Source organism: Pseudomonas sp. GM50, from assembly GCF_000282375.1.
GTDB lineage: Bacteria > Pseudomonadota > Gammaproteobacteria > Pseudomonadales > Pseudomonadaceae > Aquipseudomonas.
The window spans coordinates 1-23,138 of record NZ_AKJK01000123.1 but is presented as its reverse complement, the minus strand read 5'-3'; the positions used below and the strand labels follow the sequence as shown (position 1 = coordinate 23,138).

General features: G+C 59.1%; 24 protein-coding genes. 21 read left to right on the top strand and 3 right to left on the bottom strand.

Annotation, left to right across the window (positions count from 1 at the left end; genetic code table 11):
* Positions 1-84: 84 nt before the first annotated feature.
* Positions 85-3,276, bottom strand: a complete 3,192-nt coding sequence (rne, locus tag PMI30_RS02765; protein WP_008014370.1) for a ribonuclease E — start codon at positions 3,274-3,276, stop codon at positions 85-87.
* Between the two features lie 700 nt (positions 3,277-3,976).
* On the opposite strand from rne, the gene rluC reads away from it, so the two are divergent.
* Genes rluC through sppA form a run of 3 tightly spaced genes read left to right on the top strand, consistent with a single transcriptional unit; the run spans position 3,977 to position 6,604 of the window.
* The gene (rluC, locus tag PMI30_RS02770; RefSeq protein ID WP_008014368.1) at positions 3,977-4,939 is read left to right on the top strand and encodes a 23S rRNA pseudouridine(955/2504/2580) synthase RluC; all 963 of its coding nucleotides are present in this window, start codon (positions 3,977-3,979) and stop codon (positions 4,937-4,939) included.
* Entirely contained in the window at positions 4,926-5,588 is a 663-nt protein-coding gene (locus PMI30_RS02775) for an HAD-IA family hydrolase (protein WP_008014366.1), read from the top strand. The genes rluC and PMI30_RS02775 overlap by 14 nt, the downstream gene beginning before the upstream one ends.
* A 26-nt stretch (positions 5,589-5,614) precedes the next feature.
* On the top strand, positions 5,615-6,604 hold the full coding sequence (gene sppA / locus PMI30_RS02780) for a signal peptide peptidase SppA (protein ID WP_008014363.1): 990 nt from the start codon (positions 5,615-5,617) through the stop codon (positions 6,602-6,604).
* A 75-nt stretch (positions 6,605-6,679) separates the two neighbouring features.
* On the opposite strand, the gene PMI30_RS02785 is transcribed toward sppA, so the two are convergent.
* Entirely contained in the window at positions 6,680-7,258 is a 579-nt protein-coding gene (locus tag PMI30_RS02785) for a Maf family protein (RefSeq protein ID WP_008014361.1), read from the bottom strand.
* 105 nt (positions 7,259-7,363) lie between these two features.
* Here PMI30_RS02785 and PMI30_RS02790 point away from each other — a divergent pair, with 105 nt between their 5' ends.
* The 17 genes from PMI30_RS02790 to PMI30_RS02870 all read left to right on the top strand — a co-directional run bounded on the left by PMI30_RS02790 (position 7,364) and on the right by PMI30_RS02870 (position 21,124).
* Positions 7,364-7,891 (top strand): YceD family protein, encoded by a 528-nt coding sequence (locus PMI30_RS02790; protein ID WP_004371317.1) that lies wholly within the window; start codon positions 7,364-7,366, stop codon positions 7,889-7,891.
* 13 nt (positions 7,892-7,904) lie between these two features.
* Complete coding sequence (rpmF, locus tag PMI30_RS02795) at positions 7,905-8,087, top strand: 50S ribosomal protein L32 (protein ID WP_003179396.1); 183 nt, start codon at positions 7,905-7,907, stop codon at positions 8,085-8,087.
* Positions 8,088-8,091: 4 nt separating this feature from the next.
* A complete protein-coding gene (gene plsX / locus PMI30_RS02800; protein ID WP_081501315.1) occupies positions 8,092-9,102 on the top strand; it encodes a phosphate acyltransferase PlsX in 1,011 nt (336 codons plus the stop codon).
* Between the two features lie 125 nt (positions 9,103-9,227).
* The gene (gene fabD, locus PMI30_RS02805) at positions 9,228-10,166 is read left to right on the top strand and encodes an ACP S-malonyltransferase (protein WP_007904008.1); all 939 of its coding nucleotides are present in this window, start codon (positions 9,228-9,230) and stop codon (positions 10,164-10,166) included.
* Positions 10,167-10,182: 16 nt separating this feature from the next.
* A complete protein-coding gene (gene fabG, locus PMI30_RS02810) occupies positions 10,183-10,926 on the top strand; it encodes a 3-oxoacyl-ACP reductase FabG (protein WP_008014356.1) in 744 nt (247 codons plus the stop codon).
* A 191-nt stretch (positions 10,927-11,117) separates the two neighbouring features.
* The gene (gene acpP, locus PMI30_RS02815; protein WP_003175607.1) at positions 11,118-11,354 is read left to right on the top strand and encodes an acyl carrier protein; all 237 of its coding nucleotides are present in this window, start codon (positions 11,118-11,120) and stop codon (positions 11,352-11,354) included.
* A 108-nt stretch (positions 11,355-11,462) separates the two neighbouring features.
* On the top strand, positions 11,463-12,707 hold the full coding sequence (fabF, locus tag PMI30_RS02820; protein WP_007904000.1) for a beta-ketoacyl-ACP synthase II: 1,245 nt from the start codon (positions 11,463-11,465) through the stop codon (positions 12,705-12,707).
* A complete protein-coding gene (gene pabC, locus PMI30_RS02825) occupies positions 12,707-13,522 on the top strand; it encodes an aminodeoxychorismate lyase (protein WP_008014352.1) in 816 nt (271 codons plus the stop codon). The genes fabF and pabC overlap by 1 nt, the downstream gene beginning before the upstream one ends.
* A gap of 3 nt (positions 13,523-13,525) precedes the next feature.
* Positions 13,526-14,728, top strand: a complete 1,203-nt coding sequence (gene mltG, locus PMI30_RS02830; protein ID WP_008014350.1) for an endolytic transglycosylase MltG — start codon at positions 13,526-13,528, stop codon at positions 14,726-14,728.
* Positions 14,729-14,747: 19 nt separating this feature from the next.
* Entirely contained in the window at positions 14,748-15,380 is a 633-nt protein-coding gene (tmk, locus tag PMI30_RS02835) for a dTMP kinase (RefSeq protein WP_008014349.1), read from the top strand.
* A complete protein-coding gene (locus tag PMI30_RS02840; RefSeq protein WP_008014347.1) occupies positions 15,373-16,359 on the top strand; it encodes a DNA polymerase III subunit delta' in 987 nt (328 codons plus the stop codon). Before tmk ends, PMI30_RS02840 begins: the two co-directional genes overlap by 8 nt.
* A 42-nt stretch (positions 16,360-16,401) precedes the next feature.
* A complete protein-coding gene (locus PMI30_RS02845; RefSeq protein WP_008014345.1) occupies positions 16,402-16,758 on the top strand; it encodes a PilZ domain-containing protein in 357 nt (118 codons plus the stop codon).
* Positions 16,759-16,772: 14 nt separating this feature from the next.
* Entirely contained in the window at positions 16,773-17,564 is a 792-nt protein-coding gene (locus tag PMI30_RS02850) for a TatD family hydrolase (RefSeq protein ID WP_008014344.1), read from the top strand.
* A 393-nt stretch (positions 17,565-17,957) separates the two neighbouring features.
* Entirely contained in the window at positions 17,958-18,596 is a 639-nt protein-coding gene (locus PMI30_RS02855) for a TetR/AcrR family transcriptional regulator (RefSeq protein ID WP_007903981.1), read from the top strand.
* Positions 18,597-18,734: 138 nt separating this feature from the next.
* Complete coding sequence (locus tag PMI30_RS02860) at positions 18,735-19,703, top strand: GTP 3',8-cyclase MoaA (protein WP_008014343.1); 969 nt, start codon at positions 18,735-18,737, stop codon at positions 19,701-19,703.
* Between the two features lie 238 nt (positions 19,704-19,941).
* Positions 19,942-20,547, top strand: a complete 606-nt coding sequence (locus PMI30_RS02865) for a DUF4823 domain-containing protein (RefSeq protein WP_007903975.1) — start codon at positions 19,942-19,944, stop codon at positions 20,545-20,547.
* Positions 20,548-20,563: 16 nt separating this feature from the next.
* Positions 20,564-21,124, top strand: coding sequence for a DUF1285 domain-containing protein (locus PMI30_RS02870; protein WP_008014342.1), 561 nt, complete (start codon positions 20,564-20,566; stop codon positions 21,122-21,124).
* Between the two features lie 59 nt (positions 21,125-21,183).
* On the opposite strand, the gene PMI30_RS02875 is transcribed toward PMI30_RS02870, so the two are convergent.
* A complete protein-coding gene (locus PMI30_RS02875; RefSeq protein WP_008014341.1) occupies positions 21,184-22,056 on the bottom strand; it encodes an esterase/lipase family protein in 873 nt (290 codons plus the stop codon).
* Between the two features lie 238 nt (positions 22,057-22,294).
* Between PMI30_RS02875 and PMI30_RS02880 the strand changes: the two genes are divergently transcribed.
* Positions 22,295-23,011 carry a FadR/GntR family transcriptional regulator gene (locus PMI30_RS02880; RefSeq protein WP_008014340.1) on the top strand — a complete coding sequence of 239 codons (717 nt, stop codon included), beginning with the start codon at positions 22,295-22,297 and terminating at the stop codon, positions 23,009-23,011.
* The last annotated feature ends 127 nt before the right edge of the window (positions 23,012-23,138 follow it).

Below are 23,138 nucleotides of genomic sequence, written 5' to 3'. Positions count from 1 at the left end.
AAGGCGTCGGCTCAAACACCGCAAATTCACATAAAAAAAGCCCCGCCTGGATCACCAGGCGGGGCTTTTTAGTGGCCGATGGAATCAGGCGAGGGGTTTAGGCTCGTGCTCTTTTTCCTGGGCTTGCTCGTGTTGCTCTACCGCTTCCTGAACGGAGCGCGGTGCTTCGTCGATCACGGATTCAACCGGTTCGGCAGCGACTTCAGCGGTCGGGGCAGGGGCTGCCTCGACAACTTCAGCAACAACCGGTGCTGGCTCGGCAGCGGCCGGAGCAGCAGTGGCAGCCAGTTCGGCTTCTTTCTGCAGACGCTCGGCTTCACGCTTGCGACGACGCACTTCACGCGGGTCGTTTGGCGCACGGCCACTTGGGGTCAGAGCGCTGACAGGGGCGGCTTCAACCACTGGTTCGGCCACTTCGGCAACCACCGGCGCTTCGACCACCGGAGCAGGCTCGGCAGCAGCGACTACTGGCTCGGAAACCATGGCTTCAGCAACCGGGGCTTCAGCGACTGGTGCTGGAGCTTCGACCGCTACAGGTGGCTCGGCAACCCAGTTGAACGTGGTTTGTTCTTCGCGAACTTCACGTACCGGTTCAGCCGGCGCTTCAACCACAGGCTCGGTAGCAGCCACTGGTTCAGCGACGACGGCCGGCTCAGCAGCAGCTTCAACTTCAGGCTGTGCTTCACGAACCGGTGCCACTTCGATTTCCGGAGCAGCGGTAACTTCTACCGGCGTGGTCGCTTCAACCACTGGAGCTTCAACCGGAGCAGTTTCCAGCGTGGCGGCAGTGGCGCGTTCAGCTTGCTCGTTGGCTTGTGCTTCAGCGGGCGCGCTGATCACGGAGCTGGCAACGGCTGCGGTAACAGCCAGGCCGGCGGCCAGATTGGCAGCGCTTGGCGCTTCGGCATTTTCAGCCGATTCGGATTCTTCCGAACCTTCGATCACGTTGCCGTTGGCATCGCGTTGACGCTCGCGACGGTTGCTGCGACGACGCTGGCCACGGGAGCGGCGGCGTGGACGATCGCCTTCGGCGCCTTCCTGACCGTCTTCCTGCAGTTGCTCTTCGTTGGTGGTCAGTTCTTCTTCAGCAACGGCGGCAGCGGCTTGCTCGGTACGTGGCTGACGTTCTTCACGCGGTGGGCGTGGAGCGCGTTCTTCACGTGGCTGACGGGCTGGACGCTCTTCAGCGCTGGCAGCGGCGGCCGGCGCGGCATCCAGAGGCTCGCGCAGTTCACGAACCGGACGTTCTTCACGCTCGCCACGTGGCTTGCGATCTTCACGCGGGGCGCGCGGTGCACGTTCTTCGCGAGGGGCGCGTGGTGCGCGCTCTTCACGTGGAGCGCGTTCCTGGGCGACTGCTGGAGCTTCTTCGCGGGCTTCACGTGGCTCACGTGGTGCGCGTTCTTCACGCGGTGCACGTTCCTCACGAGGCTTGCGCTCTTCATCGCGGCGACCATTACGGTTGCGGCTCTGCTGACGGCCGTTGCGGCGCTCTTCGTTGCGAGCAGGGCGTTCGGTAGCTGGTTTTTCAACCACAACCGGCGCAGCAGGCTCTTCCTTGGTGGCGAACAGGCTGACCAGCGACTTCACCAGGCCTTTGAACAGGCTTGGCTCTGGGGCGACGGCCGGGGCAGCCACTGGCGCAGCGGCGACTTCGGTCGGAACCGGAGCATTGGCGCGGGCCGGGGCTGTCTTGACCGCGGCTTCCTGGCGAACCAGGGTGCGGGTCGCGGCGGCTGGCTGGACTTCTTCGACTTCGGCAGCGGCAGCAGCGATTTCGTAGCTAGACTGGCCGACTGCGGCTTCCGGGCTGTCATCGCGCAGGCGCTGAACTTCGAAGTGTGGCGTTTCGAGGTGATCGTTCGGCAGGATGACGATGCGGGCACGGGTGCGCAGTTCGATCTTGGTGATCGAGTTGCGTTTTTCGTTGAGCAGGAAAGCTGCAACCGGAATCGGCACTTGTGCGCGAACTTCGGCGGTGCGGTCTTTCAGGGCTTCTTCTTCGATCAGGCGCAGGATCGCCAGCGACAGCGATTCAACGTCACGGATGATGCCGGTGCCGTTGCAACGCGGGCAGACGATGCCGCTGCTTTCGCCAAGCGATGGACGCAGGCGCTGACGGGACATTTCCAGCAGGCCGAAGCGCGAGATGCGACCGACTTGCACACGAGCGCGGTCGGCTTCCAGGCATTCGCGGACTTTTTCTTCCACGGCGCGCTGGTTCTTGGCAGGGGTCATGTCGATGAAGTCGATGACGATCAGGCCGCCGATGTCGCGCAAGCGCAACTGACGGGCGATTTCTTCGGCGGCTTCAAGGTTGGTCTGCAGTGCGGTTTCTTCGATGTCGCTGCCTTTGGTGGCGCGCGCCGAGTTGATGTCGATGGACACCAGGGCTTCGGTCGGATCGATAACGATGGAGCCGCCGGAAGGCAGTTCGACGACGCGCTGGAAGGCGGTTTCGATCTGGCTTTCGATCTGGAAACGGTTGAACAGCGGAACGCTGTCTTCGTACAGCTTGATTTTGCTGGCGTACTGCGGCATCACCTGGCGAATGAAGGTCAGGGCTTCGTCCTGGGCTTCAACGCTGTCGATCAGCACTTCGCCGATGTCCTGGCGCAGGTAATCGCGGATGGCGCGGATGATCACGTTGCTTTCCTGGTAGATCAGGAACGGCGCGGAACGATCCAGCGAAGCTTCTTTGATGGCGGTCCAGAGTTGCAGCAGGTAATCGAGGTCCCACTGCATTTCTTCGCTGCTGCGGCCAAGGCCGGCAGTGCGAACGATCAGACCCATGTCGGCCGGGGCAACCAGGCCGTTCAGGGCTTCACGCAGTTCGTTGCGCTCTTCACCTTCGATGCGACGGGAGATACCGCCGGCACGCGGGTTGTTCGGCATCAGCACCAGGTAACGACCGGCCAGGCTGATGAAAGTGGTCAGGGCGGCGCCCTTGTTGCCACGTTCTTCTTTTTCGACCTGAACGATGACTTCCTGGCCTTCGCTCAGGACGTCCTTGATATTGACGCGGCCTTCAGGGGCTTTCTTGAAGTATTCGCGGGAGATTTCTTTGAGGGGCAGGAAGCCGTGGCGCTCAGAGCCGAAATCGACAAAGGCAGCCTCGAGGCTTGGTTCGATGCGAGTAATCCGGCCTTTATAGATGTTGGCCTTCTTCTGCTCGCGTGCACCGGATTCGATGTCCAGGTCGTAGAGGCGCTGGCCATCTACCAGTGCAACACGCAACTCTTCGGGTTGAGTTGCGTTAATCAGCATTCTTTTCATGTAGTACCGTCGGTTTCCGGGCTGCCGGAAACGGCGTTCGGCACACACGACTTCTCACGGTCGGTGTCAGGTGCGTCAGGAGTGGTTGGCCACTCCAGTGTCTAGCGAACCCCGACCAATTGGGCCGGTGTCGCGACGTACGCGTCCTGCTTGCTGTGGCTACTTAAGCACTCAGTCAGGAGGAGGAATCAACCGGCGGCTGTGGACGAGATGAAGCGTCTTGATAAAGCCTATTGCTACACAGTCCAGCGGTTGTGCATCTCCACCCTACACGTATCCCTGATAATTCGGGTGCTGCCGCGCGCAGAATCCGCAGCGGGTTGGCATTTACCGTGAGCTCCGAAAGGGGAGGTCACGCATCATGGCTAATTTAGGCGGTGTTTCCGAAGCGTTCGCTCGGGGTCGTTCGCAGCTGACTGCACTTTGTGAACTGGCCGTGAATATTTGCTCGGAAGGCGAGTGAAAACTCTGCTTTGCGGCATGATTCAGGCCTTATGTCACCTGCGCTCGTTACAACTGCAAACTCTGCCGTTACGTAGCGAAAGCCCCGTAGGACGGCCTCTCGTCCTCGTGAATTGCGTTGGTCAGGGCCGGTTTTTGACCGTTAGTCCGCTGTCCAGGCCACTTTTGGCGGCGTTCGCGACTATAGCAGCAATGATTAAGTGCTTCAATTCCATAAAAAATTGTTATCATCCGCACCATGACGACTACTGCCCCTTCGACCCCAGCCGTACAACTGCTGGAGGTCTCGCCGGAATATGCCGGCCAACGTATTGATAACTTCCTTCTCGCTCGGCTCAAAGGCGTGCCCAAGACCTTGATTTACCGCATTTTGCGCAAGGGCGAAGTGCGGGTGAACAAAGGTCGGATCAAGCCCGAATACAAGCTGCAGGCGGGCGATATCGTGCGCGTGCCGCCGGTTCGCGTGCCTGAGCGCGACGAGCCCGTGCCATTAGCCCAGGGTCTGCTGCAGCGGCTCGAAGCCTCGATTGTCTACGAAGACAAGGCGCTGATCGTGGTCAACAAGCCTTGCGGCATTGCGGTTCATGGTGGCAGTGGCTTGACCTACGGCGTGATTGAAGCCTTTCGTCAGTTGCGTCCGGATTGCAAGGAACTCGAGCTGGTTCATCGTCTCGATCGTGATACCTCCGGCCTGCTGATGATTGCCAAAAAGCGCAGCATGTTGCGCCACTTGCACACGGCATTGCGCGGCGATGGCGTCGATAAGCGCTATATGGCGCTGGTGCGCGGCAACTGGGCGGCCTCGATCAAGCAAGTCCGTGCATCGCTGGGCAAGAGCAATCTGCGCTCCGGCGAGCGCATGGTCGAGGTGGACGAGGAGGAGGGCAAGGAGTCTGTGACCGTGTTCAAGGTCCTGCGTCGTTTTGGCGACTTCGCCACCCTGATCGAAGCCAAGCCAATCACCGGCCGCACTCACCAGATTCGCGTCCATACTCTGCATGCGGGCCATTGCATCGCTGGTGATACCAAGTACGGCGATGAGGGTTTCAGCAAAGAGATTCGTGATCTTGGCGGCAAGCGTCTGTTTCTGCACGCCTACATGCTGACTGTGCCGCTGCCTGATGGTGGTGAGCTCAAGTTGCAGGCGCCGGTCGACGAGATGTGGGCCAAAACCGTGGAGCGCTTGAGTGCACCCTACTGATTACAAGCTGCTGATTTTCGATTGGGACGGCACGCTGGCTGACTCCATCGGTCGGATTGTCGAGGCGATGCATGTCGCGTCCGAGCGGTCCGGTTTTCAGTTGCGTGATGATTTTGCCGTCAAAGGCATTATCGGTCTGGGCTTGCCGGAAGCGATCCGCACCCTGTACCCCGAGATTGGCGACACCGAGCTGATAGCATTCCGTCAGCACTATGCGGATCACTACATTGCGGCGGAGGCCGTGCCTTCCCCGCTGTTTGAGGGTGTTGTGGAGTCTCTCGAAGCGTTTCGTGCCGAGGGGTATCATCTGGCAGTGGCGACCGGCAAGGCTCGTCGTGGGCTGGATCGGGTGCTGAAGTCTCACGGTTGGGAAGATTATTTCGATATCACCCGTGCTGCTGACGAAACCGCCAGCAAGCCCCATCCGCTGATGCTCGAGCAGATTCTCGCCCATTGCGAGGTTCGTCCAGAGCAGGCGCTGATGGTTGGTGATTCGTCGTTCGACCTGCAGATGGCGCGCAATGCGGGCATGGATTCGGTGGCGGTCAGTTATGGTGCTCAATCGATCGACGCCTTGAAGCTATTCGAGCCGAGACTGGCCATTGATCGTTTTTCAGAATTGCACGCCTGGCTGAATCAGCGGGTTTAATTGGTTTTTTTGCTGGGGTACATGGCATGACCGACGAATGGAAAGCGCCCGCCAAGTCGAGTGCAGAAAGCGGTGACGAGAAAAGCTGGAAGCTGCTGGAAAAAACCCTGCTGGCTGGTGTGCAGGAACAGCGTCGGTCCCGTCGCTGGGGGATATTCTTCAAATCGCTGACTTTTTTGTACCTGCTCGGCGCGTTGATTCTGTTGTCGCCGTTGATAGGCATGGAGAAAGGCGCGAGCCTCGGCTCTGGCTACACGGCGCTGATCGATGTGACAGGTATGATTGCCGACAAAGAGCCGGCCAGTGCCGATAATATCGTCGGCAGCCTGCGTGCAGCCTTCGAGGACAAGAAGGTCAAGGGTGTGATTCTGCGGATCAACAGCCCTGGCGGCAGCCCGGTGCAGTCGGGTTATGTCTACGACGAGATCCGTCGTCTGCGCGGCTTGAATCCAGATACCAAGGTTTATGCGGTGATCTCGGATCTGGGCGCTTCCGGTGCCTATTACATCGCTAGCGCCGCGGATCAGATCTACGCCGACAAGGCGAGCCTGGTGGGTTCCATCGGTGTGACGGCGGCCGGTTACGGTTTTGTCGGGACCATGGAGAAGTTGGGCGTCGAACGTCGTACCTACACCTCTGGCGAGCACAAATCGTTCCTCGATCCGTTCCAGCCGCAGAAGCCCGCGGAAACCCAGTTCTGGCAGAGTGTGCTCGATACCACTCATCAGCAGTTCATCAGCAGCGTCAAGAAGGGTCGTGGTGATCGCCTGAAGGACAAAGAGCATCCGGAGTTGTTCTCCGGGCTGGTCTGGTCGGGTGAGCAAGCGCTGTCCCTGGGCTTGATCGATGGTCTGGGTAATGCCAGTTCGGTTGCGCGCGATGTGATCGGCGAGAAAGAGTTGGTGGATTTCACTGTTGAGGAATCGCCATTCGATCGCTTCTCGAAAAAGCTTGGCTCCAGCGTGGCTGAGCATTTGGCGATGTGGATGGGCTTTCAGGGGCCAGCATTGCGCTGATCATCTGGCTGAATAAACAAACCGGCCTGCGAGGCATTCGCCTGAGTGGCCGGTTTTTTTATGCGCAAAATATCGCTAGGGGATTTGCACGCCTTCAGCCAACAGCATATCGATCAGGCGAATCAGCGGCAGGCCGATCAGGCTGGTGGCGTCAGGGCCTTCGGTGCTTTGAAACAGGCTCACCCCCAAACCTTCGGCCTTGAAGCTGCCAGCGCAGTCATAGGGCTGTTCGGCGCGCAGGTAGTGCTCGATGCGCGCTGCGTCGAGTGTGCGCATGTGTACGGTAAAGGGCACGCAGTCGACCTGGCAGTGGCCGGTCTGACTGTTGAGCAGTGCCAGGCCGGTCAGGAACGTCACGCTGGCGCCGCTGGATGCCAGCAGTTGTTCGCGGGCCTTTTCGAAGGTGTGAGGTTTGCCGATAATCCGCTCGCCGAGTACGGCGACCTGATCCGAGCCGATGATCAGGTGGGCTGGATGACTGCCTGCAAGTGCGCGGGCTTTTTCTTCGGCGAGGCGCTTTACCAGTTCGACGGCTGACTCATCCGGACGATGGCTTTCGTCAATATCCGGCGAGCTGCACGTGAACGGCAGCTGCAAGCGGGCCAGCAGTTCCCGGCGATAGGCCGAGCTTGAAGCGAGTAATAAAGGCAGCATGCGCATCTCCAAAAGGGCAGGGGCGAATTCTAGCGCAGGCTCAAGTGACGGGCAGGGCTGAATTTCCTTTGACATGGCTGGGGGCATCCCTATAATGCTGCGCCTATGTTGAATGACCCGATTCCACCTCACGTTGACCCGCGCAAATTGGCTGACCGTGGCACCACCCTTCAAGGTGAACTGCTGCTGGCCGATTTGGAGAGACTCTGCGACCCGCTTTCCGATACTGTCGGTACGGTGCAGGCTAAATTCGTTTTTGAACGAGATGAACGTAAATCTGTGGTAATTCACAGCTTTATCGACACCGAAGTCAAAATGGTTTGCCAGCGTTGTCTTGAGCTGGTCACCCTGCCGATCCATAGCGAATGCAGTTATGCTGTGGTGAAGGAGGGTGCGAATACCCAGTCGTTGCCGAAAGGTTATGACGTGCTGGAACTGGGCGAAGATCCTTTGGATCTGCAGTCACTGATCGAGGAGGAGCTTCTGCTCGCCTTGCCCATTGTGCCTGCTCATCATCCGGAAGAATGCCAGCAGCCGGCGGGTCTCGATGAGCCCGAACCGAGCGAGGACGAGGTAACGCGGTCCAACCCGTTCAGTGTATTGGCGCAGTTAAAGCGTGACCCAAACGTTTAGGAGTTAATCAATTATGGCTGTTCAGCAGAACAAAAAATCCCGCTCTGCCCGTGACATGCGTCGTTCGCACGACGCTCTCGAGGCTAGCACCCTGTCTGTAGAAAAAACCACCGGTGAAGTTCACCTGCGTCACCACGTATCGCCAGAAGGCGTATACCGTGGCCGTAAAGTGATCGACAAGGGCGCTGACGAGTAATCACTTGTCCGCTCAAGTCATCGCGATTGACGCAATGGGCGGGGACTTCGGTCCCCGCAGCATTGTTCAGGCCAGCCTTGCTTGCCTGTCTGCTACACCCTCGCTGCACCTGACCCTCGTCGGTCAACCCTCCCTTCTTGAAGAACTGCTCGCCAGCCAATCGGCTGTGGATCGCGCGCGCCTGTCGATTACGCCGGCGTCCGAAGTCATCACCATGGACGAAAAACCTGCGCAGGCCTTGCGTGGCAAGCCTGACTCGTCGATGCGCGTGGCGCTGGAGTTGTTGCGCGATGGCAAGGCTCAGGCCTGTGTCAGTGCCGGCAATACCGGTGCCCTGATGGCGTTGTCACGGTTTGTGCTGAAGACCCTGCCGGGCATCGATCGACCGGCAATGATTGCGGCCATTCCGACGCAGAAGGGCTATTGCCAGTTGCTCGACCTGGGCGCGAACGTCGATTGCAGTGCCGAGCACTTGTTGCAGTTTGCAGTGATGGGTTCGGTCGCGGCAGAAACCCTGGGCATCGTTCGCCCGAGGGTTGCATTGCTGAACATCGGCACCGAAGACATCAAGGGCAATCAGCAGGTCAAGCTGGCGGCCACCTTGTTGCAGAGTGCTCGTGGCATCAACTACATCGGGTTTGTCGAAGGTGACGGCTTGTACCGTGGCGAAGCGGATGTGGTGGTGTGTGACGGCTTTGTCGGCAATATCCTGCTCAAGTCCAGCGAAGGCCTGGCGACCATGATTGCCGGGCGCATCGAGGCGTTGTTCAAGAAAAATTTCGCGTCGAAAGTGGTGGGTGCACTGGCGCTGCCGCTGATGAAACGCTTGCAGGCCGAGCTGGCGCCGGCACGACATAACGGCGCAAGTTTCCTCGGTTTGCAGGGAATTGTCGTGAAAAGCCACGGCTCGGCGGGGGTGCAGGGTTTTCAGAGTGCGATTCAACGCGCGTTGATCGAGATCCAGGAAAACTTGCCTGAACGGCTTCATGGGCGCCTGGAAGATTTGTTGCCTTAGGCGTTTTCGTCGGACAATGCTTAAATGTGACCGCTCAGTTCAAAGGGCCATCCAACTGTGAGTTTCTTGCGTTCCACAAACGGGACGTCAATTCTCCGACGACAAGATCATTAGGGGCTTGTTACATGTCTGCTTCCCTCGCATTCGTCTTTCCAGGACAGGGTTCGCAGTCCCTCGGCATGCTGGCCGAGTTGGGCGCGCAACATCCGGTGGTCCTCGAAACATTCAAAGAAGCTTCCGATGCTCTGGGTTACGACCTGTGGGCACTGACCCAGCAAGGGCCGGAAGAACAACTCAATCAAACCGATAAAACCCAGCCGGCCATTCTGACCGCCTCGATCGCCTTGTGGCGCCTGTGGCTGGCTGAAGGCGGCGCGCGTCCGGCTTACGTTGCCGGTCACAGCCTGGGCGAATACAGCGCCCTGGTGGCTGCAGGCAGTCTGAGTCTGGGCGATGCAGTGAAACTGGTAGAGCGTCGCGGTCAGTTGATGCAAGAGGCTGTTCCGGCCGGGCAGGGCGGCATGGCTGCAATCCTGGGTCTGGAAGATGCCGACGTGCTGGCCGCCTGTGCCGAAGCGGCGCAAGGCGAAGTGGTGAGTGCGGTCAACTTCAACTCCCCGGGCCAGGTAGTGATCGCTGGCGCCAAGGCTGCGGTCGAGCGCGCCATCGAAGGCTGCAAGGCACGTGGCGCCAAGCGCGCCATGCCATTGCCGGTCAGCGTGCCGTCTCACTGCGAATTGATGCGTCCGGCCGCCGAGCGGTTCGCCGAGTCGATCGCAGCGATCGACTGGCAGGCGCCGCAGATCCCTGTGGTACAGAACGTCAGCGCCAACGTGCCGGCCGATCTGGAAACCCTCAAGCGCGATCTGCTTGAACAGCTCTACAAGCCTGTACGCTGGGTCGAGTCGATCCAGGCGCTGGCTGCCAAGGGCGCGACCGAGCTGGTCGAATGCGGCCCTGGCAAAGTACTTGCCGGTTTGAACAAACGTTGCGCCGAAGGCGTGTCGACCTCTAACCTCAATACCCCAGACGCTTTCGCTGCCGCCCGTGCAGCGCTGGCCTGAACAAGGAGAAGCTTGCATGAGTCTGCAAGGTAAAGTTGCACTGGTTACTGGTGCCAGCCGTGGTATCGGCCAGGCTATCGCTCTGGAATTGGGTCGTCAGGGTGCCATTGTTATCGGCACCGCGACTTCCGCTTCGGGGGCCGAGCGTATCGCTGCGACCCTGAAAGAAAATGGTATTCAGGGTACTGGCCTGGAACTCAATGTCACCAGCGATGAGTCCGTAGCGGCCGTGCTGGCGAGCATTCAGGAACAATTCGGTGCGCCGGCGATCCTGGTCAATAATGCCGGTATCACCCGCGATAACCTGATGATGCGCATGAAAGACGACGAATGGCATGACGTCGTCGATACCAACCTGAACAGCTTGTTCCGCCTGTCCAAGGGCGTTTTGCGCGGCATGACCAAAGCCCGTTGGGGACGAATTATCAGTATTGGCTCGGTTGTGGGTGCCATGGGCAACGCAGGCCAAGTAAACTACGCTGCCGCCAAGGCCGGTCTGGAAGGTTTCAGCCGTGCACTGGCGCGTGAAGTCGGTTCGCGTTCGATTACGGTAAACTCGGTGGCCCCTGGGTTCATCGACACCGATATGACCCGTGAACTGCCTGAGGCGCAGCGTGAAGCCTTGCAGACGCAGATTCCGCTGGGTCGTCTGGGGCAAGCTCAAGAGATCGCGTCTGTGGTCGCTTTTCTTGCATCCGACGGTGCGGCTTACGTTACTGGGGCTACAATCCCGGTGAACGGCGGGATGTACATGAGTTAAATGTGACGGATTGCTTCAAAAAAATGTCATACGAGCTGTCTAAAATCCGTTATAAAGCTGCAATCTATTTATAGACAGAGGGTCGCCGGGTTTGAGGAGTGAAGCTTTCAGTTGAAAAACTGAAAAGTCTTTCTATACACTTACCCACCGGCCAGCTGCCTGAATTTGTCCATTAGGAGTGAAAACAAGGTATGAGCACCATCGAAGAGCGCGTCAAGAAAATCGTTGCTGAGCAACTGGGCGTTAAAGAAGAAGAAGTGGTCAACACTGCTTCCTTCGTTGAAGACCTGGGTGCCGACTCCCTTGACACTGTTGAGCTGGTGATGGCTCTGGAAGAGGAATTCGAGACCGAAATCCCTGACGAAGAAGCTGAGAAGATCACTACTGTACAAGCAGCAATCGACTACGTTACCAGCCACCAGGCGTAATAGTTTTTAGTCGTCGCTCGCTGTCATGGAAAAACCGCACTGCCATCATGGCGTGCGGTTTTTTCTTTAGGCCTGATGCAAAGTCGTCATTTGAAAAAGGAGAGTGCTGTGTCGCGTAGACGCGTCGTAGTCACCGGTATGGGTATGTTGTCGCCACTGGGCACGGATGTGCCGAGCAGCTGGCAGGGCATTCTGGCTGGCCGCAGTGGCATTGGTCTGATCGAACACACCGACCTTTCTGCCTATTCCACCCGTTTTGGCGGCTCGGTAAAGGGCTTCAATGTCGAGGAATACCTGTCGGTCAAGGAAGCTCGCAAACTCGACCTGTTCATTCAGTACGGTCTGGCTGCAGGTTTTCAAGCCGTGCGTAACGCAGGTCTTGAGGTCACCGACGCCAATCGCGAGCGGATCGGCGTGGCCATGGGCTCGGGTATTGGCGGTCTGACCAATATCGAAGACACCAGCCGCACGCTGCATGATTCCGGCCCACGACGGATTTCTCCGTTTTTCGTGCCAGGCTCGATCATCAATATGATTTCCGGTTTCCTGTCCATCCATCTGGGGGCACAGGGACCTAACTACGCCATCGCTACGGCGTGTACTACCGGTACACACTGCATCGGCATGGCGGCACGCAACATCATGTACGACGAAGCCGACGTCATGATTGCCGGTGGTGCCGAGATGGCCGCGTGTGGTCTGGGCATGGGTGGCTTCGGTGCCTCCCGCGCACTGTCGACCCGCAACGACGAGCCGACCCGCGCCAGCCGTCCATGGGACAAAGGCCGTGATGGTTTCGTGCTGTCCGACGGCGCCGGCGCGCTGGTTCTCGAAGAACTGGAGCACGCCAAGGCCCGTGGCGCGACCATCTATGCCGAGCTGATCGGCTTCGGCACCAGTGGCGATGCTTACCACATGACCTCGCCACCGGCCGATGGCGCGGGTGCTGCGCGTTGCATCACCAATGCCTTGCGCGATGCGAAGATCAATAGCGATCAGGTTCAGTACATCAACGCCCACGGCACCTCGACCTCGGCTGGCGACCTTGCCGAAGCCTGTGCGATCAAATCCGTGTTCGGTGATCACGCCTACAAGCTGGCGGTCAGTTCGACCAAGTCCATGACCGGTCACCTGTTGGGTGCGGCGGGCGCGGTCGAGGCGATTTTCAGCGTACTGGCGATCAACAGCCAGGTAGCACCGCCGACCATCAACCTCGATGAGCCGGACGAAGGCTGCGATCTCGACTTCGTACCCCACACCGCGCGTGGCATGGATATCGACGTGGTGCTGTCCAACTCCTTCGGATTTGGCGGTACCAATGGCTCGCTGGTGTTCCGCCGGTTCGCTGACTGATGGACAGCTGGGTCGACGGTCAACCGGCTGACGCTTTGTCGCTGAAGGATCGCGGCCTGGCTTATGGTGATGGTCTGTTCGAGACCGTCGCGGTCAAGGGCGGGCAGCCACTGCTGCTGGATCGACATTTGTCGCGTCTGGCGGAGGGTTGTTCGCGCTTGGCGATCGCCGCCGATCATCAACTGATCCGCGCAGAGCTGCTGGCCTATGCCGCCGCGCTGGGCGAGGGCGTGCTCAAACTCATCCTCACCCGCGGCGACAGCCTGCGCGGTTACGCCGCCGATCCCTCGGCTCAGGCTCGACGCATTCTGCAAGGCAATCCTCCTGCGGCTTATCCGGCTGTTCATGCGGAGCAGGGTGTTCGGCTGTTTCCTTGTGCGACACGTCTTTCCAAACAACCATTGCTCGCTGGCCTCAAGCATTTGAATCGTCTGGAGCAGGTCATTGCCCGTTCCGAATGGCAGGACACCGAGCATGCCGAAGGCTTGATGCTGGATCAGGTCGGGCGGGTGATCGAAGGTGTGTTCAGTAATCTGTTCCTGGTGCGCGATGGTGTACTGGTAACCGCCAATCTCAAACGTTGTGGCGTGGCGGGTGTGATGCGTGCCGAATTATTGTTTCAAGCCAAGTCATTGGGGATTCCCACGCAAATCACCGATATTACCCTCGAGCAGCTGCAATGGGCTGACGAGGTCTTTGTCTGCAACAGCGTGTATGGCGTTTGGCCGGTGCGCGCCTATGCCGCACTGAGCTGGCCGGTTGGGCCGCTCACCCGTAAACTCCAAACCATTGCTCGTGCGCTACTGGATGCTTGATTCGTGAGACGTAAATTCTTGCTGCTGCTGGAAACCGGATTGGTTCTGGCGGGGCTGTTGGCGGGCGCTTGCGCCTGGAAAATCGATTCGGCGCTGGAACAGCCGCTGAACATCGCCCAGGAAGAGCTGCTGGAAGTGCCCAAAGGCACTACGCCAAACCGCACTTTCCTGCGACTTGAAGCCGATGGTGTCATCAAGGACGCTTTCTGGCTGCGTGTGTATTGGCGCTTCAATCTGGCAGGGCAACCGCTGCACAGCGGCGAATACCGCATGGTGCCCGGTATGACCGTCAACGGGCTGATCGACCTGTGGAAACGTGGAGAAATGGTGCAGTACAGCCTGACGCTGGTCGAAGGCTGGAATTTTCATCAGGTTCGCGCGGCCCTGGCCAAGGATGAAAAACTCGAGCAGACCCTCAACGGTCTGAGCGACAGCCAAGTGATGGACAAGCTCGGGCACAGCGGGATTTTTCCGGAAGGACGATTCTTTCCCGACACGTATCGCTTCGTGCGCGGCATGACCGACGTCGATCTGCTCAAGAAAGCTTACGACCGCCTCGACGAGGTCCTCGCCAAGGAGTGGAACCAGCGCGCTGCCGACGTACCCTACACCGAGCCCTATCAGGCGCTGATCATGGCCTCGTTGGTGGAAAAGGAAACCGGTGTGCCGCAGGAACGTGGGCAGATCGCCGGCGTGTTCGTGCGGCGCATGGAGATGGGCATGCTGTTGCAGACCGATCCGACCGTGATTTATGGTCTGGGTGATCGCTACAACGGCAAGTTGACCCGCGCTCATCTCAAGGAGCCGACGCCGTATAACACTTACGTGATTGCTGGCTTGCCGCCGACACCCATCGCGATGGTCGGTCGCGAAGCGATCCATGCAGCGCTGAATCCTGCGAACGGCAACAGCCTGTATTTTGTCGCGCGCGGTGATGGTAGCCACGTGTTCTCCGATGATCTGGACGCCCACAACAATGCGGTGCGCGAGTTCCAGATCAATCGACGAGCCGATTACCGTTCCAGCCCGGCGCCGACTGTCACGCCGCAGACGGAGGATGCCAAGGCGCCGATCCCGGCGGCTTCGCCCGATACGGCGCCCGAAGACCTGCCTCCCGTAGCGCCGCAAGACTCCGGGCAGGGCTCTGCACAAGAGCCTGCGCCAGCACCCGAAGCGGATGCACCCGCGCCGCAAAGCCCGCAATGACTCTGACTAAGGACTGCCTGTGACTGGCTTGTTTATTACCCTGGAAGGCCCGGAAGGCGCCGGCAAGAGCACCAATCGCGAATACCTGGCCGAACGTCTGCGCGCTGCCGGGATCGAGGTGGTGTTGACCCGGGAGCCCGGTGGCACGCCCCTGGCTGAGCGGATCCGCGACGTGCTATTGGCGCCGGTCGATGAGGTCATGAATCCTGACACCGAGCTGCTGTTGGTGTTCGCCGCGCGAGCCCAGCATCTGGCCGAGGTGATCCGCCCGGCGCTGGCCCGTGGTGCGGTGGTTTTGTGCGATCGCTTTACCGATTCGACTTATGCCTACCAGGGCGGTGGCCGCGGTTTGTCGCTGGAGCGCATCGCGACCCTCGAAACGTTCGTCCAGGGCGATCTGCGCCCAGACTTGACGCTGATCTTCGATCTGCCGGTGGAAGTGGGTCTGGCACGGGCCAGCGCCCGCGGTCGCCTGGATCGCTTCGAGCTCGAAGGCCGAGCGTTTTTCGATGCCGTGCGCAGCGCCTTCCTTGAGCGTGCCAAGGCGGATCCTGCGCGTTATGTCCTGGTGGATGCCGCTCAGCCGCTGGCGCAGGTTCAGCAGTCTCTGGATGCCTTGTTGCCACGTCTGCTGGAGTTGACCCGTGGCTGAAGCCTATCCGTGGCAGGACAGTCTCTGGCAGCAATTGGCCGGTCGTGCCCAGCACGCCCATGCCTATTTGCTGCATGGCCCGGCCGGGATCGGCAAGCGTGCGCTGGCTGAGCGTTTGATGGCCAGTTTATTGTGCCAGCGTCCATCTGCCCTGGAGGCTTGCGGCGAGTGCAAATCCTGTCTTCTGCTGAAGGCCGGCAGTCACCCCGACAACTACATCCTGGAGCCGGAAGAAGCAGACAAGGCGATCAAGGTCGATCAGGTTCGTGATCTGGTCAGCTTCGTGGTTCAGACCGCGCAGATGGGCGGTCGCAAGGTGGTGCTGATCGAGCCAGTCGAGTCGATGAACATCAATGCCGCGAACGCCTTGCTGAAAAGCCTTGAAGAACCGTCCGGCGATACCGTATTGCTGTTGGTCAGCCACCAGACCAGCCGTCTGCTGCCGACTATCAAGAGCCGTTGCGTGCAGCAGGCCTGTCCGTTGCCAAGCGAAGCCATGAGTCTGGCTTGGCTGGCCAGCGCTTTGCCGGACTGTTCGGAAGAAGAGCGCATTGAGCTGCTGACCCTGGCCGCCGGTTCGCCCCTGGCCGCGGTCAAATTGCAGGCACAGGGCGTGCGTGAACAGCGGGCGCTGGTGGTCGAGGGTGTGAAGAAGCTGCTCAAGCAGCAGCAATCGCCGACGCAACTGGCCGAGGAGTGGAAAACCATTCCCATGTTGCTGCTGTTCGACTGGTTCTGCGATTGGTCGAGCCTGATCCTGCGTTATCAAATGACTCAGGATGAAGCAGGGCTGGGCCTGGCGGACATGCGCAAAGTCGTTCAATACCTGGCACAGAAATCCGCACAGGACAAAGTCCTGAGTATCCAGGACTGGATCCTCGCCCAGCGGCAGAAAGTGATGAGCAAAGCCAACCTCAATCCTGCGTTGTTGCTGGAGGCGCTGTTGGTGCAATGGGTATCCTTGCCTACCCAGAAGTGACCGTCTGGGCCTAGACTCTGATCATCAGAAATGGAGGTCAGCATGAATGAACCCATCAGTCCGGGGCCGCGCAATGGCATTTTGTCCTTGACCATCAAGGACAGGGCCGTGCTCTACGCGGCCTACATGCCGTTCATCAAGAACGGTGGCCTGTTTATCCCGACCAACAAAAGCTACAAGTTGGGTGATGAGGTTTTCATGCTGCTGCACCTGATGGACGAACCGGAAAAAATTCCGGTTGCCGGCAAGGTCACCTGGATCACCCCCAAAGGCGCCCAAGGTAACCGTGCCGCCGGGGTTGGCGTGCAATTCAACGAAGGCGACAACACCGCGCGCAGTCGAATCGAAACCCATCTGGCCGGAGCCCTGAAGTCCGACCGTCCCACTCATACGATGTAAGTTGCAGCCCTTTTATGCTCGTAGATTCCCATTGTCACCTTGATCGCCTCGACCTCGCCGCCCACGACGGCTCCCTGGATGCTGCACTCGATGCGGCCCGTGAGCGCGGGGTAGGGCACTTTCTGTGCATTGGCGTCAGCGCCGATAACGCCGCCGACGTCAAAGCGCTGGCCGAACGTTACGACGATGTCGACTGTTCGGTCGGCGTGCATCCCCTCGATGTGCAGCCGGGTGCCGCACCGGCGCTTGATTGGCTGTTGCGCGAACTCAATCATCCGCGAGTGGTGGCGATCGGTGAAACCGGCCTGGATTATCACTACGAGCCGGAAGCAGCAGCGTTGCAGCAGGAATCGTTCCGTTTGCACCTGCAAGCAGCTCAGCAGACCGGCAAACCGGTGATCATCCATACCCGTGGCGCGCGGGCCGATACCCTTGAGCTGCTACGCGAGGCGGCACTGCCTCAGGCGGGCGTGCTGCATTGCTTTACCGAAGACTGGGAGATGGCCAAGGCTGCGCTGGACATGGGGTATTACATTTCCTTGTCCGGTATTGTCACTTTTCGCAATGCCGATGCCCTGCGGGATGTGGCCAGCAAGGTGCCGGCTGACCGGTTGCTGGTGGAGACCGACTCGCCGTACCTGGCGCCGATCCCTTATCGCGGCAAACCGAACCTGCCGCAATACGTGCGCGAGGTAGCGGAATTTCTAGCCATGTTGCGAGGTGAGTCCTACGAACGATTTGCCGAGCAAACCACCGAGAATTTCAAGCGGTTATTTCCGTTGGCGCACGTCAGGGCATCGGCGTAACGTTAGAAAAGATCGCAGCCTTCGGCAGTCCCCAGGGGCTTTGTCCACTGAATCGCAGGCAAAAAAAACCCGGGTTCTGGGGGGTGAATCCGGGTTAAGACCATTAGGAGTAAAACAAAGGCACACAATCCTTTGGTACCTTCATCGGCGCGACACTTGGGGGAGATGCCTCGCCGACAGTTGAAGTATTGATCAGTATTGCGCCGAGTCCAGTTTAGCTGGTCGGGTTTTTAAACAAATTTGGAATACGCGCGCTTCGGTTGAGTTCTCATCAACCGGCGAGGTTGCGCGAATTCATCAAGAAACACATATATGGTCGGATGATCCGTGCATTTTGGCGTAAGTTAGGCATAATACGCGGCTTCGAATTTTGACCCCTACAGACCTTTTCTTATGCATAAAGAACCTCGTAAGGTCCGTGAGTTTCGTCGCCGCGAGCAAGAAATTCTCGATACCGCGCTCAAGCTGTTCCTCGAACAAGGTGAAGACAGTGTCACCGTCGAGATGATTGCTGATGCCGTCGGTATCGGCAAAGGCACGATCTACAAGCACTTCAAATCCAAGGCAGAGATCTATCTGCGCCTGATGCTCGATTACGAGCGCGATTTGAACGAGCTGTTGCATTCCGCCGATGTCGATAAGGACAAGGAAGCCCTGTCCCGGGCCTATTTCGAATTCCGCATGCGCGATCCGCAACGCTATCGGTTGTTCGATCGCCTGGAAGAAAAGGTGGTCAAGGGCAATCAGGTGCCGGAGATGGTCGAGGAACTGCACAAGATCCGCGCCTCGAACTTCGAACGCCTGACCCTGCTGATCAAGGGCCGGATCAGCGAAGGCAAGCTCGAAGACGTGCCGCCTTACTTCCATTACTGCGCGGCCTGGGCGCTGGTGCACGGCGCCGTGGCGCTGTATCACTCGCCATTCTGGAGCAACGTGCTGGAAGATCAGGAAGGTTTCTTCCAGTTCCTGATGGACATCGGCGTGCGCATGGGCAACAAGCGCAAGCGCGATACCGACACGCCGAGCAACTGAACCCGTCAGTTGCCTTGTTGCGCCATGATTTAGCTACATGGCGCAGTACCGCAGGAATATACTCAGGCATAGGGCTTGCTAAAACTTGATTTGTGAGTCAAGTTTTGCGCGTTCGAATCTTCTTTCGCCGGAGTGATCATGATCGTTGACCGTCAAGGCAGGCGTTTTCGCAATTTGCGGATCAGTCTGACCTCCGCCTGCAACTACGCTTGTACCTACTGCGTGCCCAACGGCAAGCGGCTGGTGGCTGCGCAGGATGAGTTGTCGGCCGAGGCCATGGCACGCGGCGTGGCCTATCTGATCGAAGCCGCGGGCATCGAGCGCTTGCGCATCACCGGTGGCGAGCCACTGGTCAGCCCCAAACTCGAAGCCTTCATGACCGCCGTCGGGCAGATGGGCCTGGCGGACATCAGCCTGACCACCAATGGTCAATTGCTGGCGAAGAAGCTGCCACTGCTGGTGGATGCCGGCATTCGGCGCATCAACGTTTCCCTCGATACCCTGGATGCCAGCGCTTTTCGCAGCATTGCGCGCGGCGGTGATCTGGCGACCGTCCTCGACGGCATGGACCAGGCCGCAGCGGCCGGCATGAAGATCAAGGTCAATATGGTGCCGCTGCGTGGGCAGAACCTCGATCAGGTGATGCCACTGCTCGACTACTGCCTGGAGCGCGGCTACGAGTTGCGTTTCATCGAGTTGATGCGCATGGGCCACCTGGCCAGCGACTCCAACGCCTTCCTGCAGCAGTTCGTCAGCCTTCAGCAGTTGCTGAGCCTGATCGGCGAGCGCTACGAGTACCTTCAGGCCGATGCGCCGGTCGATGCCACGGCGGTGCGTTACCAGATTCCAGGGCATGGCCACTTCGGCGTGATCGCCAACGAAAGCGTTCCGTTTTGCCGCACCTGTTCGCGTCTACGCTTGTCGTCCACGGGTTGGCTGCATGGCTGCCTGTCGTCAAGCAATCGCCACTATGTCGGCGACCTGCTGGACAAGCCTCGTCACCAGGCGCTACCAGCGTTGCAGCGACTGCTGGTCAAAGCCTTGGGCGACAAGCAGGAAGTGGCGTTTTCCGGTGGCGCGACCATCATGAAAATCATCGGCGGCTGATCGGGCCCTGTGGCGAGGGGGCTCGCCCCCGTTGGGTCGCGAAGCGACCCCAAAACCATTCTCTCCATTGTGTCTGAAGCACCGCATGTATCGGTTTTACGGCTGCTACGCAGCCGAACGGGGGCAAGCCCCCTCGCCACAGTTCACGCTTGAAATGATATGAGTTCCAGGGACTGGCGCGGAAGCTGCATCCCATGGCCATTCGCCGGTTTTCCGTCACCGGCCTCTGGAGGGTAGGATGCGTAGCCTGGTTTTGCTGCTGGCCGTTTTGGCGCTTGGTGGCTGCATGAATGTCAGCGATATGGCCGAAGGGACTCGCTACCACATGAGCGACGCGGGGCTGCTGGACCACAGCGACAGCCGTCGCGTGAATAACTTCCGCATTCAGCCGGACTCGTTCATCTACATCGCCCAAGGTGCCTTCGTGCCGCCGGGCAATGCCTACCCGCGCCCTAACGTGGTGGCCGAAGAGGCCTTCAACGGCTTTATCGAATATTTCCCGATGGTCCGCCGCGCCCGCGCGCCGGAAGGCCTCGACGCTGCCATGGGCGAAGCCCGTGCCGCCGGCGCCCATTACCTGCTGTACACCCGTTTTGCCAAGGCCGACGACCGCATCGGCAACTCTGACGAATGGCTCGACCAGGAACACGTGGATCGCCTCGGAATCGACAACGGCGTAATTCAGATCATGTTGATCGAGACCAGCACCCAGTATTTGATCGATACTGCACGTATCAAGAGTCGTGGCGGTTTACTGACGTTCCACGACAACAAGCCAGAAGACTTGCTGGGCCCGCCGCTGGAGCAATACGCTCGTAGCCTGCTGGGGCTCAGCGACCAGTAATTCAAAGGAGATCGCCATGAGTGGCCCGCAAAAAGCCAACGACCTGTTGGGGCAAATCCCCAAAACCAAAGGCTTGCCGCCGGTCCACTTGTGGAACCCTGACTTCTGCGGCGACATCGACATGCGCATCGCCCGCGACGGCACCTGGTATTACCTGGGCACGCCGATCGGGCGCAAGCCGATGGTCAAGCTGTTCTCCACCATCATTCGCCGCGATGGCGATGATTACTTTCTGATTACCCCGGTCGAAAAGGTTGGCATCAAGGTCGACGACGCGCCGTTCGTGGCGATTGCCGTGGAGGTCGAAGGCGAGGGTGAAGCCCAGGTCTTGCGCTTTACCACCAACGTCGATGAAACGGCCGATGCCGGCGCCGAGCACCCTATGCGCGTGGTGATCGATCCGGTGACTCAGGAACCCGCGCCGTACGTGCATGTGCGCACCAACCTTGAAGCGCTGATTCACCGCAACGTGTTCTACCAACTGGTGGAGCTGGCGGTGACCCGTGAGATCGACGGGCAGCGTTGGCTGGGCGTGTGGAGCGGTGGCGAGTTCTTCCCTATCGGGCTTGAGCCGTAAGGGGCTGAGCGCTGGAAAAGAAACGGCCCATTATTGCAACGGGCCGTTTTTTTATGGGCTTACAAACCCTTGCTCTTGAGTCGGGCAGCATGTTCCAGGTAGAGCATGACCGGGCTCACGTTCCAACTGTTGATCCCTGCCATCTGATTGACTGCGTCGAAATGGTCCATGGGATAATCCGAGCGGATCACTTTGCCCAAGTGAGAGCTGTATTGACCGACCAGTCCATCGTTGGCGTGCTTCTCTTTATAAAATAACTTCGACAGCACTTTACAGTTCAAATGGGTCGGGTCGAGGAGTTGCAGGCTTTGGAAGTTCTGCACGATCCCGCTCCAGGAGTAGTAATACACGCCGTTTTCAACTTCGTTGCCTTCCCCGCCCCAAACCTTTGGCACCCCTTGCGGGTACTTGCGATTGAAGGCAGCCAATCCTGCGCTGGTCAGCGATTCGAATGCAGCTTGAGGGTCCACGGGATTTTCCGGGTGGCCGCTGATCAACGAAATGAAGGTGCCGACCGCGCTCAACAGGGCCAGTACGAATGCTTCGGGCAACTCTCCGGGCGTCAGCGCCTTATGCAATTGGTCGGCAATCTCGGAGCCATGATTGGGGCAGCTGACCGAGGTGACTGACGCGACTTTTTCCGGGTGCAGGGCTGCAACGTAGCGTGCGGCCAAGGGGCCTTGGCTGTGGCCGATCAGATTGACCTTGGCGGCTCCGGTTTCCAGCAAAATGCGGTCGACGTGTTCGAGCAGTTTTTCACCGCGTTCCTCATTACCGTTGACGGTTGGAATATTGACGGCAAACACCTGGGCGCCGGCGCGTTCGAGGGCTTCCTCGATTTCGAAGAAGTAGGGGTAACCGGCGATTCTATCGAAGCCGAAAAGACCGTGAACCAACACAATGGGGTATTTCGTAGACGCATCCATGTCCATGTTCATACCTATCGATAGCGGATTTGAAGGGGAGCAGATCGCTGACTGCCTGATCTGTTGCGGCTAAACGTAGTTTACAAAGCGGGTATGTTCAAATCCCTTTGAGCAGGCGGGCAAGTCCGTTTTTTCAGGGACACCTGAAAATCCAATTGACACCCAATCATATGATGATTAGCGTGGACACCCATCGCGAACGGCTTTGTGTCGTTTCTTTTTATCAGCGGTCGACGAGGTGCCCATGTCCAGCAGTTTTCATGCGTCGACGGTCGACTCGCTGGGGTGCTGGATTGCTGCCGGCCAGGTAAAACCCGGCGAAACCATCAAGGTCGAAGCCGATCTGGGCGAGCAGCTCGGTGTCAGTCGCACGGTGATCCGCGAAGCCATCAAAACCCTGGTGGCCAAAGGCATGCTTGAAGTCGGGCCGAAGGTCGGCACACGCGTATTGCCGGTGCGGCGCTGGAATCTCTTCGATCCGCAAGTCGTCGGCTGGTTGTCGCGCAGCGGCTTACCGGAAAACTTCGTCGACGACTTGCTCGATCTGCGCCGCACCATCGAACCCATGGCGGTGCGCTGGGCCTGCGAGCGGGCGACGGTGGAACAAGTGCAAGCCGTACTCCAGGCCTATAACGCGCTGGAACGGGCAGTGGACAGCGGCGTCGATTACAACCGCGCCGACCAGTTCTTTCACGAGTGCATCCTCGCCGCCAGCCACAATCAATTCATCGAACAAATGGTCCCGGCCCTCGGCGCGTTGCTGGCAGTGTCTTTCGAAGTGTCTGCCGCTGACCCGGACGAACTGCGCCGAACCTTGCCAATCCACAAAGACATGGCCGACGCCATCGCCGCCCGGGATGCCGCGCGGGGTGTGTGGGCCTGCATGACGCTGATCGATAACGCGGACCTGGCGATCAAACGGTTTTACCCGCAAGTCATGGCCGACAAAAAGGCTAGCTAACCAGACGAACCCTGTGGGAGCGGGCTTTTGTGGCGAGGGGGCTTGCCCCCGTTGGGGCGCGAAGCACCCCTAACAACAGTCACCACGATCTTGAATTTAGACAGTGGTGACTGGTTTTACGACTGCT

What these genes read in the sequence shown, in the direction of transcription:
- PMI30_RS02880 (WP_008014340.1), top strand. Translation starts at nt 22,295, where the DNA reads ATGTCCAGCAGTTTTCATGCGTCGACGGTCGACTCGCTGGGGTGCTGG.
- PMI30_RS02845 (WP_008014345.1), top strand. Translation starts at nt 16,402, where the DNA reads ATGAATGAACCCATCAGTCCGGGGCCGCGCAATGGCATTTTGTCCTTG.
- rluC (WP_008014368.1), top strand. Translation starts at nt 3,977, where the DNA reads ATGACGACTACTGCCCCTTCGACCCCAGCCGTACAACTGCTGGAGGTC.
- acpP (WP_003175607.1), top strand. Translation starts at nt 11,118, where the DNA reads ATGAGCACCATCGAAGAGCGCGTCAAGAAAATCGTTGCTGAGCAACTG.
- PMI30_RS02875 (WP_008014341.1), bottom strand. Translation starts at nt 22,056, where the DNA reads ATGGACATGGATGCGTCTACGAAATACCCCATTGTGTTGGTTCACGGT.
- pabC (WP_008014352.1), top strand. Translation starts at nt 12,707, where the DNA reads ATGGACAGCTGGGTCGACGGTCAACCGGCTGACGCTTTGTCGCTGAAG.
- rne (WP_008014370.1), bottom strand. Translation starts at nt 3,276, where the DNA reads ATGAAAAGAATGCTGATTAACGCAACTCAACCCGAAGAGTTGCGTGTT.
- fabD (WP_007904008.1), top strand. Translation starts at nt 9,228, where the DNA reads ATGTCTGCTTCCCTCGCATTCGTCTTTCCAGGACAGGGTTCGCAGTCC.
- PMI30_RS02790 (WP_004371317.1), top strand. Translation starts at nt 7,364, where the DNA reads ATGTTGAATGACCCGATTCCACCTCACGTTGACCCGCGCAAATTGGCT.
- rpmF (WP_003179396.1), top strand. Translation starts at nt 7,905, where the DNA reads ATGGCTGTTCAGCAGAACAAAAAATCCCGCTCTGCCCGTGACATGCGT.
- PMI30_RS02850 (WP_008014344.1), top strand. Translation starts at nt 16,773, where the DNA reads ATGCTCGTAGATTCCCATTGTCACCTTGATCGCCTCGACCTCGCCGCC.
- fabG (WP_008014356.1), top strand. Translation starts at nt 10,183, where the DNA reads ATGAGTCTGCAAGGTAAAGTTGCACTGGTTACTGGTGCCAGCCGTGGT.
- PMI30_RS02865 (WP_007903975.1), top strand. Translation starts at nt 19,942, where the DNA reads ATGCGTAGCCTGGTTTTGCTGCTGGCCGTTTTGGCGCTTGGTGGCTGC.
- PMI30_RS02860 (WP_008014343.1), top strand. Translation starts at nt 18,735, where the DNA reads ATGATCGTTGACCGTCAAGGCAGGCGTTTTCGCAATTTGCGGATCAGT.
- sppA (WP_008014363.1), top strand. Translation starts at nt 5,615, where the DNA reads ATGACCGACGAATGGAAAGCGCCCGCCAAGTCGAGTGCAGAAAGCGGT.
- PMI30_RS02870 (WP_008014342.1), top strand. Translation starts at nt 20,564, where the DNA reads ATGAGTGGCCCGCAAAAAGCCAACGACCTGTTGGGGCAAATCCCCAAA.
- PMI30_RS02785 (WP_008014361.1), bottom strand. Translation starts at nt 7,258, where the DNA reads ATGCTGCCTTTATTACTCGCTTCAAGCTCGGCCTATCGCCGGGAACTG.
- PMI30_RS02855 (WP_007903981.1), top strand. Translation starts at nt 17,958, where the DNA reads ATGCATAAAGAACCTCGTAAGGTCCGTGAGTTTCGTCGCCGCGAGCAA.